The 14,486-nt window shown below is 43.9% G+C and carries 13 protein-coding genes; 7 read left to right on the top strand and 6 right to left on the bottom strand.

Features of this window, described 5'->3' with window-relative positions; all coding sequences use genetic code 11:
- Positions 1–141 precede the first annotated feature (141 nt).
- On the top strand, positions 142–1,584 hold the full coding sequence (locus ABD744_RS17495) for a wax ester/triacylglycerol synthase family O-acyltransferase (RefSeq protein ID WP_344799848.1): 1,443 nt from the start codon (positions 142–144) through the stop codon (positions 1,582–1,584).
- 129 nt (positions 1,585–1,713) lie between these two features.
- Here ABD744_RS17495 and ABD744_RS17490 read toward each other — a convergent pair whose 3' ends face one another.
- From ABD744_RS17490 to ABD744_RS17480, 3 genes are all read right to left on the bottom strand, one after another.
- Positions 1,714–3,060, bottom strand: coding sequence for an ABC1 kinase family protein (locus ABD744_RS17490; protein ID WP_344799847.1), 1,347 nt, complete (start codon positions 3,058–3,060; stop codon positions 1,714–1,716).
- Between the two features lie 21 nt (positions 3,061–3,081).
- Complete coding sequence (locus ABD744_RS17485; protein WP_344799846.1) at positions 3,082–3,756, bottom strand: UPF0149 family protein; 675 nt, start codon at positions 3,754–3,756, stop codon at positions 3,082–3,084.
- 99 nt (positions 3,757–3,855) lie between these two features.
- Positions 3,856–4,716, bottom strand: a complete 861-nt coding sequence (locus ABD744_RS17480) for an SDR family oxidoreductase (RefSeq protein ID WP_344799845.1) — start codon at positions 4,714–4,716, stop codon at positions 3,856–3,858.
- Positions 4,717–4,898: 182 nt separating this feature from the next.
- Between ABD744_RS17480 and pyrC the strand changes: the two genes are divergently transcribed.
- Positions 4,899–5,936: a dihydroorotase gene (pyrC, locus tag ABD744_RS17475; RefSeq protein ID WP_344799844.1), complete on the top strand. Its 1,038-nt coding sequence runs from the start codon at positions 4,899–4,901 to the stop codon at positions 5,934–5,936.
- An 87-nt stretch (positions 5,937–6,023) separates the two neighbouring features.
- Here pyrC and ABD744_RS17470 read toward each other — a convergent pair whose 3' ends face one another.
- Positions 6,024–7,409 carry a HAMP domain-containing sensor histidine kinase gene (locus ABD744_RS17470; RefSeq protein WP_344799843.1) on the bottom strand — a complete coding sequence of 462 codons (1,386 nt, stop codon included), beginning with the start codon at positions 7,407–7,409 and terminating at the stop codon, positions 6,024–6,026.
- Positions 7,406–8,161: a response regulator gene (locus ABD744_RS17465; RefSeq protein ID WP_344799842.1), complete on the bottom strand. Its 756-nt coding sequence runs from the start codon at positions 8,159–8,161 to the stop codon at positions 7,406–7,408. Before ABD744_RS17465 ends, ABD744_RS17470 begins: the two co-directional genes overlap by 4 nt.
- A 217-nt stretch (positions 8,162–8,378) precedes the next feature.
- Here ABD744_RS17465 and ABD744_RS17460 point away from each other — a divergent pair, with 217 nt between their 5' ends.
- The 3 genes from ABD744_RS17460 to ABD744_RS17450 all read left to right on the top strand — a co-directional run bounded on the left by ABD744_RS17460 (position 8,379) and on the right by ABD744_RS17450 (position 12,553).
- Positions 8,379–9,212 (top strand): CvfB family protein, encoded by an 834-nt coding sequence (locus ABD744_RS17460; RefSeq protein ID WP_344799841.1) that lies wholly within the window; start codon positions 8,379–8,381, stop codon positions 9,210–9,212.
- 150 nt (positions 9,213–9,362) lie between these two features.
- Positions 9,363–11,951 (top strand): EAL domain-containing protein, encoded by a 2,589-nt coding sequence (locus ABD744_RS17455; RefSeq protein WP_344799840.1) that lies wholly within the window; start codon positions 9,363–9,365, stop codon positions 11,949–11,951.
- 161 nt (positions 11,952–12,112) lie between these two features.
- Positions 12,113–12,553, top strand: coding sequence for a Spy/CpxP family protein refolding chaperone (locus ABD744_RS17450; protein ID WP_344799839.1), 441 nt, complete (start codon positions 12,113–12,115; stop codon positions 12,551–12,553).
- A gap of 171 nt (positions 12,554–12,724) precedes the next feature.
- Here ABD744_RS17450 and ABD744_RS17445 read toward each other — a convergent pair whose 3' ends face one another.
- Positions 12,725–12,874 (bottom strand): hypothetical protein, encoded by a 150-nt coding sequence (locus tag ABD744_RS17445; protein ID WP_344799838.1) that lies wholly within the window; start codon positions 12,872–12,874, stop codon positions 12,725–12,727.
- 103 nt (positions 12,875–12,977) lie between these two features.
- Here ABD744_RS17445 and ABD744_RS17440 point away from each other — a divergent pair, with 103 nt between their 5' ends.
- Together ABD744_RS17440 and bamE are read left to right on the top strand one after the other, a co-directional pair.
- Positions 12,978–14,054, top strand: coding sequence for a helix-turn-helix transcriptional regulator (locus ABD744_RS17440; protein WP_344799837.1), 1,077 nt, complete (start codon positions 12,978–12,980; stop codon positions 14,052–14,054).
- Positions 14,055–14,159: 105 nt separating this feature from the next.
- Positions 14,160–14,483, top strand: coding sequence for an outer membrane protein assembly factor BamE domain-containing protein (bamE, locus tag ABD744_RS17435; protein WP_344799836.1), 324 nt, complete (start codon positions 14,160–14,162; stop codon positions 14,481–14,483).
- The last annotated feature ends 3 nt before the right edge of the window (positions 14,484–14,486 follow it).

Genomic DNA, 14,486 nt, shown 5'->3' with positions numbered 1-14,486 from the left:
AGCTGTACGAAAGTGCAGCTTTTTTGTTTGTGACAAAAAATAATTTATAAAAACGAAAAATTACATTTTATCGAGCTATAACTTTTGTTTTAATTGATCATCACTCATTGTTTATGGACTAACCTAACAAAGGAACTATTAATGGTCGAAAAAAGGCGCTATTTAAGCCTCGCAGATAATGGCTTTTTAATTACAGAAACGGAAGACAGTCCTAAGCATATTGCGGGTTTATTGATCTTTGAAAAGCCGAAAGATGCCGACCCGGATGTTGTAGAAAATCTGTATAAGAAATGGGTAACCGTGGATACCGTTTACCCGCCGTATAACTTAAAACTGAATGCTTCAAACCCGCTCACGCCGTATTGGACGGAAGACGAAGATTTTAAAGCGTCCAATCATCTTGAATTTTTCACAATGCCGGAAGGCTCGACCCGTGAGGCGCTTTATAAAAAAGTATCGGATTTACACGAGCCTTTGACTGATCAGTCGATACCTCTATGGCGCTGTTATTTGATCGACGGTATAGGAAAAGACCGCTTTGCGCTCTATTTCAGAATTCATCACTGCATGATGGATGGCATTTCTGGCGGTAAAATTACCGAACAGTCGTTGGCAACCAATGTAAAAGATCTTGACCGACCGCCATTTTGGGCGATGGAAGATAATTTATATAATCGAAAATCAAGCCGGGCGAAGCCTAAATTGCTTGGCCGTTTGATCAATGCCGCAACAACCAATGCAAAAACGGCCTATGGTTTATCTCGCATTTCAACTCAGCTTTGCCTTGAAGCTGTGGGTTTAACAACCAACGCCATTTCTTTACCGTTTACTTCGTCCAAATCCGCTTTAACCGGTCCGGTCAATAATCAGCGAGCCTTTACCACAGCGTCTTTGCCGATGGCTCGGGTGAATCACCTGCAGAAAATTGCAAGAAATACTCTGAATCATATTGCGTTGACGTGTCTGGATGGTGCTCTGCATCGTTATCTGGAGCATATAGGCCGACCGTTGGAAGAGCCATTGACGATCACTATGCCTGTTTCTCTGCGACGAGAAGATGCGAAAGTGGGAGGTAATCAAATTGGTTTGGTAGCTACTAAGCTGGCGCCTCAGACGGATGACCCTATCATTCGTTTGAGAGAAATCGGCGTTTCATTGCAGAATATCCGAAACCAAATTGATACTTCGCCAGCGTCCAGTATTCAGGCGTTTTCTTTGGTAACTAACGGTGTTTCTCAGTTGGTTGAAAGTGCCAGTGCATCTCAGTTTGTACCACCGTTGTCTCACACCATTGTGTCTAACGTACCAGGTCCGAAAAAGACATTGTATGTGGAAGGGGCCAGATTGCTTGAATGGTATCCTGTCAGCACCTTAGGCCCTGGTCATCGCCTGAATGTCACCATGTTCTCGTACGATGGTCAGCTGCACTTTGGTTTGATTGCCGCAAGTGCCTATCTGCCGGATTTGAATGTGTTGGGTGATTATATCTACGATGCTTTTGAGGAATTAGAAGCGGTGGTTCAATCGCCAGATATGGGCGCGTCTTTGTTGGCCGAGAAAAGAAAGCCTAAAGCAGTTGCGTAATGGCTATTGACGTGACCTTCATACAGGAAAGGAAAAACAGAGGATATAGAACAGAGAGTGTGATGAGTTAAGTCACACTCTTTCTGAATTAAATCAAGTTCATTATGAATTAAATCAAACTTTCTGGAATTAAGTCGTAATCTCTGTTTTGTTCTGCAAGTGTTCAAGCTTTAGGAACTCGTTTAAGGGTTCCTGAAGTTGGCACTGACATCCCATTTCAACCAATAGTAAGTAAACGCCTCCAATGACCCGGTTAATGAAAACCGTGTCGGGCGAAGGCTGAAAGTCTTTCCAGTAAGGCAGAAATGTCTTCCACTCTTTGATGGCGCGCTTATGAATGTTGGACGACCCGAAATCAAAGGGTGTGTCCTGGTCAAATGGAGTCATAAAAATTTCGCTCCATAACGCGTAAAAGTCATCGGGTATTCGGGTGTCGGTTGAGCTTCGAACTTTCAGCTGAATCAGAGATTGGTCCAGTGCTTTATAATTTCGATCAATGGAGGCTTTCAAGAATTGATAGAAGTTTTGCTTCAAATCTTCTGACACAGGACTGATGCTTCCGAAATCATAAATAATGACTTTGCCATCCGGCCTGAATGCAAAATTTCCTGGGTGAGGATCGCTGTGGAAACCATCAAACTCAAAGACCTGGCGACCAAAGAATTGAAACAGTTGCTCGCCAATTTGATTTTTTGCTTGCTGAGAATAACCTTTTGACAGAACTTGCTTGATGCTGTCGCCCTGTTCCAGGGTGGTGGTTAATATCGTTTTGGTTGAAAGTTCGGGGATGACTTCAGGAATGATGATGTCATCATCCATTTTATGGAACTCATAAAAGCGGGTCAGTTGTTTCGCTTCTTCGATATAGTCCAGCTCTCGTATCAAGGTTTCGGAGAGCTCGTCAAACACCGCTTCTAAAGCATCGGGGTCTACTTTAATCAACCCGCCTAACTTTAGAAGACGACGAAGGTGTTTTAAATCCGATTTACAAGCTTTTTCAATGCCTGGGTACTGGATTTTCATCACTACATCTTTGCCGTCGTGGGTGACGGCACGATGAACCTGACCGATGGACGCCGCTGCCATTGGCGTTTTGTCAAACTTGGCAAACAGATTGTCCGGGTAGTCGCCCAGCTCAAGAATGATTTGACGTTCCAGAACCGAAAAGTCCATCGGTGGCGCTTGGTTTTGAAGAGCGGCCAGTTCGTCGGCGAACTCTTTGGGGAAAAGGTGCTGCATTTGAGAAGCCATTTGACCGACTTTCATTGCTGCGCCTTTCAGTTCGCCTAAGGTAGACACAACCTGTTTGCCTATGTGCCGATAGAAATCAGCCTTCGCTTCATCCGAATGAGGTTGGTTGCTGAAGGCCGACTTGATGCGATTTCCTGCGTACTTGCTGGCAACAGAAACGGTCATTCCTGCCAGCTTGGACGCTCTTTTTCTGTGACTGACCCATTTAGAAATCTTTTTGCTCATAGTGGTTGTGGCTTCTTGTGATCAGGAGGACTGAGGTTCGGAACTTGCCTCTTCCAATGTTTGGAAAAGCTCTTCCAGTTTGCCACCCATTTCAGCCAAGGCATAGATCACTTCGGGCAATTGTTTAGCAAATTCAGGTAAGCTTTGTTTTAACAGCTCAGGATCTTCTGATCTTTCTATATTTAAGTCGGGTGATGCCAGAGTAGAAATCAGCCCTAAGATGGCGTAAACCTGTTCGCCGAGATCCAGTTCACCGCGTATGCTGGTATCGATCGCTGAAAAGCGTTCGATGTTTGCTTTCCAAAGTTGCTCCATCCAGGTAAATCCTGTGATAAACCCTTGACAGAAGTGCTCTAGCCCCATTCGTTCTGCGGTGTCTTCTGTCCAGTCCAGTTTGACGACAGGAGAACAGCTGCCCGACATGAGATCGTCGAATGCTTCTTTGTAATGCTGAATCATAATCATGATGATTTTTTGCATTTCTGTCTGTTTTTCGGCGTTGGCGGATTCACCATTGAAGATAACCGGTAACCACTGATCCGTTGCTAAAAACTCTGGAGCGCATAATACGGAATAAATAAAACCGATGAATTGAGTATAATTCAATGTGCCTTCTGGTCGATCGGCATGGATGAGAAACGCTTTGAGCGTTTCGCGATCTTCGTCGGTTAAAGGTGGTAGTTGTTGCTCGGTCATTCCCAACATCCTTGGCTGATAATTTTGATTAATAAAGTTTTCCAGCCTAGATGAATTGGCATCGTATGGCTATTCATTTCTATTATTGAGTACTTGGGATTATTTTAAAACGTCTGGTGTTTCGGACAAGTGGAGGCCGTTAAACGGTTCGCAGTGGCTTGCATCGGGAAGTGGCCACATGCGGTTGCCTAATGAGGCTGCCCCGTCTACCCGGATTGACGTACCGCTAATGAATGAAGCGGCAGGGGACAGTAAGAAACAGATGATTCCGCTTACTTCGGATTCTGTGCCTAATCGTTTCATGGGAACGGCTTCTTTTAATTGAGGAATGATGGCTTTGAATGCGCCGTCGTAGGTATCCATGCCGCTAGAGGCAACCCAGCCAGGAGCAACGGAGTTAACTCGTACACCCTTATGGCCCCATTCGAAGGCGAGTGTTTTCGTCATATTATCCATACCCGCTCTGGCGGCGCCGGAGTGAATCATTCCTGGCATGCCTCCCCACATATCGGCGGTAATGTTGATAATGGCTCCACCCGTTTTGGCCATACTTTGGTTGAATACTTCACGGGCAAACAGGAAGCCACCCATCATGTTGGTTTTGACGACGGCCTCAAACCCTTTTTGAGTGATAGAGGATGCTGGGCCAGGATACTGTCCACCGGCGTTGTTGATTAGCCCATTGATCTTCTTATGGGTTCCCAGGATTTTTTGAACGGTGGTTCTGACCGTGTCTTCCTCTCGAATGTCGCAGGAATAATAATCTGCACTGCCACCGTCGGATGTAATTTCATTAGCTACTTTTTCCAGTTTTTCTGTTTTTCTTCCGATCAGGGAAACAGTGCCGCCAAGGGCGCTGATTTCATGTGCAATGCAACGACCGATCCCGCTGCCGCCGCCTGTTACGATGAAATGTTGTTGATTAAACAATCCGGGTTTAAGCACACTCTCAAAACTCATAATCTTCCCTTTATTGTAGATGGCAGGCTGATGAGCTTATAACAAGCGCTTGCTTGGTATCAACCGTTGTCTGTGGGATAAGCTTGAGTGAAATTGAAATCGACAAATGAGCGATGATCCATTTAACGATTTCGGGCATAATACTGGTAAGTATCAAAGTATCATTGATTGACGGGAAAGTTATGAACGAAATTACTATTCAGGCACCAGACGATTGGCATTTGCACTTCAGAGACGGTGACATGTTGAAGGAAACAGTGCCTGCAACGGCTCGCCTTTTTAAACGAGCGATTGTCATGCCGAATCTTGTTCCGCCTGTAACGAATGCAGATATGGCATTGGAATACCGTCAGCGTATTTTGGACGCTCGACCTGAAGGCAGTGATTTCGAACCTTTGATGACGATTTATTTGACCAATACCACTTCAAAAGAAGACATCATTGCAGCCAAAGCTTCAGGGGTGAAAGCTGCAAAACTTTATCCAGCGGGAGCAACAACCAACTCGGATGCAGCGGTCAGTGCACTTGAATCTTTATATCCGGTTTTTGAGGTGATGTCGGAAGAAGGGATGTTGTTGCTGATTCATGGCGAAGTTACAGATCATGACATTGATATCTTTGATCGCGAAAAGATGTTCATTGATCGGCATATGCGCCCGATTACTGAAAACTTCCCGAACCTGAAAGTGGTTTTTGAGCACATTACGACGAAAGATGCGGCCGATTTTGTGGTGGCGGGTTCCGATAACATTGCGGCAACCATTACCCCGCAGCACTTGCTTTTAAATCGCAATGATTTGCTGGTGGGAGGCATTCGACCTCATAATTTTTGTTTGCCGATATTGAAGCGTAATATTCATCAGCAGGCACTTCGTGAAGTTGTGGCTACGGGGTCTAAGAAATTCTTCTTGGGGACTGACTCTGCTCCGCATGAAAAGCATCGTAAAGAATCTGCGTGTGGCTGTGCGGGTTGTTACAGCGCCTGGAGTGCGCTTGAGTTGTATGCTCAGGTCTTTGAAGATTTAGGCGTTATTGAGAAGCTTGAAGGGTTCGCAAGTCAGTATGGCCCTGATTTTTACGGTCTTCCAAGAAACGAAGGTAAGGTGACTCTGGTGCGTGAAGACTGGACCATTCCGGAACAAATTATCTTACCGAATGGCAATCCGATTGTGCCGTTCTTTGCTGGCGAGACCGTTCGCTGGAAAGTCAAAACCGTGTAATAGGTTTTGAGTAGTGTTTAATAAAAAAGCCGGGTGAAGTACCACCCGGCTTTTTTTATGGCGTTGTCATTTATTGGTTCGCTATTCTTAGCTGTTTTTAGCGGCAGGCAGTTCAATCGTCACTTTGAATGCTTTGATTTGACCGTGTTGATCCTGAATGTTTTCTGCAAACACTTTCCCATCGTGTAATTTCACCAGAGCTTTCACGATGGACAGTCCTAAGCCAATATTGGTGCTGCCTGGTGTTCTTGCCTGGTCTGCACGAGAGAAAGGCTCAAATATTTCCTCGAGGTGTAAGTTGTCGACACCTAGGCTTTCGTTGGTGATTTCTACCCGGTGAATGGTTAGACCTTTGAATGTTTTTTGTGATGTGCAGATAGTAATTGCAGTATCGGGCAGTCTGTATTGCACCGCATTACTGATGACGTTTCTGAATATTGTAGAGATCCAGTTGTCTTTCGATTGAACCCAGAGTGGTTGGTTAATTAAACAGCCTTGGTTCAGCTGAATGTTTAACTGAGAATTCTGATGTTCAAACTTAAAATCACTGATCAGTGTTAAGAGGGTGTCGCGTACATCTACTTTATCGCTTAATTCAATGGTTGAAAGCTCAAACGCCGGTAAAGACAGCGTTTGCTTGATGATGGACTCGAAGTGATCTACTTCATGCTGCATTCGTTGAATCATTTGTGTGTCGTGTTTGTCCGCGCCTTCCATGATGGCGAGTGCCACTTGCATTCTTGCGATGGGGGCTCTTAACTCATGGGACATATCGTGGACTAAACGACGCTGTGAGTTGTAGGCATTTTTGATTTGTTTGGCCATTTCGTCAAAGTCTCTGGCCAGCTCAGATAATTCGTCTTTTCGTTTGCCAAGACGAGGGGTGATTTCCACGTCCAGATCTCCCTGAGCCAAGGATTGAGTTGCATCCTGAAGTGCCCGAACGGGGAGCGTGAGGTGTCTGGCGAGCAAGTAGCAAATAATGCCGCTCATTAACGTCAGTGAAGCAAATAATGCCCAGCCGGTATTCGCCATGTGCGCTAAAAATGCTTTATGAATCGGAGGGCGTTGGTAAATGATGGTGAATTCTTTATTGTCGTCCGTTTTAAAGTAACGTCCAAAATACAAATGGCCGCCAGTGGGTACCTGAATACTGCTTACCTCTTCACTGAGCTTTTTGGATACTCGGCGTACGCTTTTCGGTACGTCATCATCAAACAGGCCTTTGTGATCTTTGAGTAAGAAGACGTTATGTGGCCTGAGTCGGCCTCTCGTGTGTTGTAGCCAGCGCTGTAAGCCTAATTCGCCTCGGACTTCATAAGCTCGTTCTGCTTTAAATGAGGCTCTTTCTAGCGGTAATGGCAATTCGTGGGACTGAAGGCGGGATTGATACAGCAAAAACGCAGTCGTGATGATCACCAGAATGATCATCAGCCAAAACGATAAGAATATTTTTGTGAACAGGCTTTTCATTCACTGAGCTCATCGGTCAGTAATTCGTGCTTAAACAAATAACCCTGACCCCGGATGTTGCTGATGATGTCGGTCGTAATCTCAACGCCTGCTAATTTCTTTCGTAGGTTACTAACATGCACATCAATGGATCGGTCATAGGCTTCTAAGGGCCGGTTCAATACGTCCAGAGACAACTGTGCCTTACTTAAGATGGCTCCCGGGTGGGACAACATGACTTGCAATAGTTTAAATTCGGCACCCGTCAGCGTAATGGGCTGCTGGTCATAATGTGCTTCAAAGCGGGCCGTATTAAGAGTCAGTTTCCCAACCCGAATTTGAGTCGCTGCTTTTTTATGTGAGGGTTGGTCTGGCCTATTAGACTCATCACTATCACCGCTCAGTGATGGAGCGCTGGTTCGTCTCAAAATGGCTCGTATTCTTGCAATCAGTTCTCTTGGGTTACAGGGCTTGGGCAGATAATCATCCGCTCCCATTTCCAGGCCGATGATCCGATCAATGTCTTCACTTTTGGCTGTGAGCATAATGACCGGTGTTTGATGGTCTCGTCGTAAATCCCGCAGTGTGTCGATGCCATTTTTAACCGGCATCATGATGTCCAGAATTACGATGTCGAATGGCGACGTATTGATTTTTTTTAAAGCCTGCTCACCATCAAAGGCCTGTTCAACGCTGAATCCTTCGTTTGATAGGTAAGTGGATAGCAGTTCATTTAAAGATTGATCATCATCAACTAATAATACTTGTGTCATGAAAGTCGCTTGTGTTGAAAGGAACAACGTAATTTTATCGTTTTTTAGCGCTGGAGCTTTGGAACTTTACCCAACTTTACTGAGCTTAAAATAGTCTTTATGAAAGATCGAAGCAACCCTGAAATCATGTCATAATAGACAGGTCTATCACCTTCGCTAAAAACCCATTGCGAAGGTTTCTTTTCTCAAGCTTTCTTTCTGTAACAAGGACACTTTCATGGCCACTATCGGCAGACGTAATACTTTAGAAGTTGTAAAAATAGTGGATTTTGGTGTCTATCTGGATGGGGAGCAGCTTGATGAAATCTTATTGCCCAAGCGTTATGTGCCAAAAGACTGTGCTGTCGGTGATATGGTTGATGTATTTATTTATCTGGACTCTGATGATAAGTTGATTGCAACGACACTTAACCCGAAAGCGATGTTGAACGAAGTGGCAAAGTTGAAGGTCGTTTCTGTGAACGAGGTGGGTGCATTTCTGGATTGGGGCTTACCTAAAGATTTGCTTGTTCCTTTTGGTGAGCAGCACGTCAAAATGGAAGAGGGACGCTCTTATAATGTCTATATTTATCAGCATCAGGAAACCCATCGTATTGCGGCATCGTCCAAGTTGAACCGGTTTGTTGGAAAAACTGAAGCGGATTATCGAAGCGGAGATCCGGTTGAACTGTTTGTGACTGATCGGACAGACATCGGGTACAGTGCCGTCATTAATAATGCCCATTGGGGGGTGTTGTTTGAAGAAGACCTTTATCGTCCGTTAAGGAAAGGTCAGAAAATCAATGGTTATATCAAGCGAGTCCGGGAAGACGGTAAAATAGATTTAAGTCTTCAAAAAGTTGGCTATCAAAAAGTAGACGATTTAAGCCGCCGGGTTATGAATGTACTAAGAGCGGAAGGAGGGTATCTGGCATTGTCTGATAAAAGCCCGGCTCAAGCGATTCATGATAAATTTGGTGTAAGTAAAAATGCTTATAAAATGACAATTGGCGCGTTATATAAGCAACGAAAAATTACGATTGACCGTGAAGGTATTAAACTGATCGACTGATTGTTATCTTTTGTATGACAAGTGTTTGAACTTGTCATTCGCTACTATTCTTAAAAGTCCTTTCCTCTATACTGTTTTTTGTTATTTCCGGACAGCTTGGTTCGGAAATAGCCAATAATTAAAATAATAAACTACCGAAACAGTATCCGTATGATCTTGAGATGTTTTTTTCAATGTTTGGCCATTCTTAGCTTGTTTATCACTCCGCTGTTGTACGCCAAGAGCGGAGAACTGACCAATGTTTTTACTCATGAGAATCAACGGATAGATGCTGAATTTGATTACTTTGAAGATGGATCATCAGCGCTAAACCTGCAACAGGTTCTTGAATTGTCGGATTCGGACTGGACTCATGTCGAAAGCAATGGTGCGCATTTTGGGTTTAGTGAATCCAGTTACTGGTTTCGGATTCAGTTCGCTAACCACCTTGATGAGATTGCAACTTCATTAGTAGAGCTGGCTAAGCCGACACTTGATGTGGTTGAGTTTTATTCGGTCCAAGAGGACCAGGTTGTAAACCAACTGATAACAGGCAGCAAAGCGGCTTTCGACAGCCGTGACGTTGATCACCCTAATTTCGTGTTCAGAGTCCTACAGGAACGAGACCAAACCAGTACGGTATATGTTCGTGTTAAGACGCAAGGTTCTTCAGTATTTGCAATAAACCTTTGGCAAGAAAAGCGCTTTTTTGAAGTTACATCAAAAGCAATGAAGTTTCATTTTCTATATTTTGGCGGTCTGCTGGTCGTTATTCTTTTAAATCTCTCGATTTATATGATGCTAAGGGAGCGCATCTATCTTTATTATTCGCTTGCTCTGGTGGGCTACCTCATGTTTTTCAGTGGATTAAGAGGCTTCAGTTTTCAACATCTATTCTTTGATTGGCCAGAGTTGAATCAGCGCGTATTTTTGGCTTCGATGCCTTGCTTGGCCATATTTTCCGTGTTATTTACCCGGGACTTTCTTAAAACCCGGACGTATGCTCCGAGGCTGGATTTGGCTCTGAAAGTTCTCCTTGGGCTTGAGTATCTGAAGCTGTGTGCTGTTTTGGTGCTGGATTATAATCAAGCTATTCGATTGTCAGCTGCTTTGACCCTGCCCCTGTTTCTTCTATTGTTTATTTCCGGACCTGTTATTTGGAAGAAAGGCAATAATGCAGGTGTATTCTTTTCTGCTGCCTGGTTTATGTTGACTGTAGGCATGTTGCTGACTTTTTTCCGTGCAGTGGGTGTGCTTCCAAATAGTGTGATTACTCAATTTGGTATGCAGATAGGCTCTGCCCTGGAGTCACTTATTTTAATGATTGCGTTGGCTTATCGTATTTATCATGAAAGAGAAGCAAAAATTCTGGCGCAGCAATTGAGTATTGAGCAAACCAGGCAAAAAAGGGAAAGTCAGGAGCGGTTGGTTGATCTGATGTTGCATGATCCGGTGACCAAGTTGCCTAATCGTATGTTGTTTGAGATGACGATTAATGAACACATTGTACAGTACCCTGATTCTGAATCCATTGTGTTGCTGGTACGGATTGGTCGGTTTACGGAAGTTAGCCGAACACTTGGCCTTGCCAATGGTGAAAACTTGCTTCAGCAGCTGGGCGAACGCTTAAATAAAGATGCTTCTCTATTTGAAGGCGTAGTAAAGGTTGAGGAAAGTGCTTCTTCTGTAAATTACATTTGTAATTTTTCTACTGACACATTCGGTGTGCTCTTAAATCGACATTTTGTTGAAGCCGACAAAGACAAATATTTGGCGTTTATTGAAGCGTTACGCAAGCCGTATGAATTTATGGGTTTTAATGTGGATCTCCACCCCAAATGTGGTGCTGCGATATACCCTCAGGATGGCGATGATGCTTCTGTATTATTAAGAAATGCCAGTGTGAGTTTGGATTTAAGCCACAGTGCCGCATCCAATATAAATCTATATTCCAAACAACACGATGTTTATAACGAGCAGCGACTCACTTTAATGTCTGAGCTGCGTGTGGCTTTAGAAGTTGATAAGCCAGAGCTGTATTATCAACCCAAATTATCAGCGCGCGGTGATGGCGTTGTCGGTTTGGAAGCGTTGATTCGATGGGAACATACTGCCCTTGGTTTTATTCCGCCGGATCAGTTTATTCCTTTGGCTGAGGAAACCGGTCTTATTTCTGATTTGACCCGTTGGGTTTTTAAGCGAGCGTTGAAAGACTTTGTTCGTTTTAAAGCAGAAGGATTCAGTGGCTCTTTATCTGTCAATATTTCAGCCAAAAACCTCACTGAAATGGATTTACCTGTGTATTTGTCTAATTTGATCAGCAGTTACCAATTGGATGCCAGTCAGATTATTTTGGAGCTGACCGAAACCGCCATTATGGAAGACCCGGAGCAAGGCATTATTGCATTAAAGGCCTTGACTGAAGTTGGCGTTAAACTGTCCATTGACGATTTTGGTGCCGGGTATTCTTCGCTTTCTTATCTGAAACGACTGCCTGCTACCGAAATCAAACTCGATCGTTCCTTGATAACGGGGATTGCTCATTCAGACAGTGCCAGGATCATTGTGCAGACGTCCATCGAAATGGCGCATAACTTAGGCTATAACCTGGTCGCGGAAGGTGTTGAAACTCAAGAAGAATTAGACATTCTTTGTGCGATGAACTGCGATAATATCCAGGGGTATTTACTGAGTCGTCCTCTCAATGTGAATGATATGTGTACTTGGTTGTTGGCTTCGGCTGAGGAGACCCTGACGTAGGTATTTATATTTCATGAGGCTTAACGCTTCTTTACCTCGCCTTTACTTTTTTCTGACCCTACTTAACTTTTCAGCGCCCTACAATGGGTTCATCCACTAGCAACGAATCATCGTAGCTTCAGAATAAAATCTATGTGGCTTGAAGGCGCAGGGAGTTCATTATGAAAAAAGCATCAAAAATTATCGTGTTTACAGTGATTACAGGTTTAAGTGTTTCAGCGTTTGCGTTTGGGGGCTCAGGTAAGGGGCGCCATGGTGCAGACCCAATGAAACGCCTAGAGCATATGACTGTAATGTTGGATTTAACAGAAAGCCAGGTGGCGCAGTTAAAGCCCGTGTTTGAACAGCAAGAAGACCGTCATTCAGCCAAGGGAAGTAAAAAAGGTTTGATGAAGTCATTACATACCGCGATAGAGAATGGCGCTGGTACCAATGAAATAAACGCGATAGCCGACCAGGCCGCAGATCAAGCCAGAGAAAGAGTGCTTAAACGTGCCGAGGTCATACAGGCGGTACAAAATGTGTTAACGGACGAGCAAAAGATGAAGGCTCAAGAGTTTCGGGAATTACGTGAACGGCGACATGCTAAATTCAGCATGTGAGAGTTTTAGAGGGTTGAATTGGTAAGACTTAATATTTTTGCCTGAGTAAACATCGCAAGAGCATTACTTCAGGCAGTTTGTTTCGGCAGCTCCGGTCGGATACTCAGCACCCCCTCCGCTGAGTGGTTTGCGGTCAATTTAGCTAAATTGACCGCTTTTTTAAACTTCAGTTTAAGCATTAACCGGCTCCACGAGAACCAACCTCATTTCCATGCTCCTGAACATCAAATGTACTTTGTTTTGTACGTCCTGAATGTCTTCTCCTTGAACACGAAAACGAAATTTAGTGCCTTTTTGAGTGTAAGCGTTAATTCGGTACATGGCTGTATTCCTTTTTTAGATTTAAGTTGATTTAGCTGATAGGATTCAGTTTATGTATTGAAGCGACATATTATGTCGCCAAAGATGGGCGGATGTGACTTTTATGGAAAGTTTTTTAAGACGGTTGGCGATTCTTGAGTATTTACGACAGGCAAAAGAGCATGTATCAACGGATCAAATAGTCTCTTTCTTAACCAATGAAGGTTATTTGGATGAGCAGGCGAAAGCACGAACCCGATATCGGTCTGTTCAACGAGATTTAAACTTTCTGTTAGGTCGCGAGGAAGACGGAGAGCCAGACAATAACTTTGGTTTGGATGAAGTGCAGGGGGACGGAAGAAGTCGGTTGTGGCGAGTTGACCCATATAATGGCTTGAGCTACGACTTTGAAAAGATGCCTCAGAACATGGCTATTGCTTTCGCTATGACTCAAAAGCATTTGTCAGATTTACTGCCAAGAAATACCCATCAGGAACTTCAGCGCCTGTTCTTAGCAGCAGAGCATAAACTGGCTCACTCGACGAAAGTGCTGACCTCCAAAAACTATGGGCGGCTGAAAGATGCCATTGAGTTTTATCAGAGAGGGCAAACGCTGAAAGCAGCCGACTATGAATTGGATCATCTGGATACGATTTACAGGGCGATCGCTCAACAAAAACAAGTTTCCTTTGAATACCGGGATAAGTTATATCGCGTTCATCCTTTGGGTGTCGCAATATTGCTGCCAAAACTTTACTTGGTGGGCATGAAGGCAGGTGAAGTGACGAGTGTTGATGAAACACGTAATTTTTTGATTCACAAAATAAAAACGATTTGGATTGAGAATAGAACGGCTGAAGTCCCGGATGGGTTTGAATTGAAACGCTATCTAGAGCAAGGAAATATGGATGTCTTTATTGAATCCAGAGATAAACAAACCTACCGGCTAAAGTTGCAGATAAAGCAAGGTCAATTTCGGCTCATAGAAGATCTAACGGAGTCCCCTGTCAGTGAAGACCAGATGGTTATAGAGCAAGCGAATGGTACATATCTTCTTGAAGCTTCTGTAAGGCGAACGGTGCAGTTAAGAAGTTGGTTGGTGTCTATGGGTCAGGCTTGTCAGGTTATTGCGCCGGAAGTGATTAGGGAGGATGTGATTTCCCATATGACATTAGCATTGAACTTGTACACGAAAAGCTGACTTGTTGCGTTATTTTTTCTTGTTCCGTTTGAAGGAACCTGATTTACTCAAGCTTGTCTATGACTCTTTAGATAGAATGAGAGAGAAAAAATGAGGTTAGATCACGTGCTAAAAGTTAGAAAAATCAGAGTATTGGTTGTCAGTATTTTTTTGAGTCTCCTTGTTGGCGGTTGTGCCACAGTAGGCAAGGATTTTTCAGAAGATCGGGTCTCGCAAATTGAGATAGGCAAAACGTCTCAGCAAGAGGTCAAAAACATCTTTGGTTCGCCTTGGCGAGTCGGGTCTGAAAGTGGTCAGACCACATGGACATACGGCTTGTATGAATACAGTGTGTTCAGCGCAACCCAAACCAAAGACATTGTTATACGTTTCAATAAAGATGGCTCAGTTGCATCTTATACATTTAACACGACTCAGCATAAAGAATAAGAA

This window comes from Litoribacillus peritrichatus (assembly GCF_039537985.1).
In the GTDB taxonomy this organism is placed as follows: domain Bacteria; phylum Pseudomonadota; class Gammaproteobacteria; order Pseudomonadales; family Litoribrevibacteraceae; genus Litoribacillus; species Litoribacillus peritrichatus.
The sequence above is the reverse complement of the archived record's forward strand: the minus strand, read 5'-3'. Positions and strand labels throughout refer to the sequence as shown.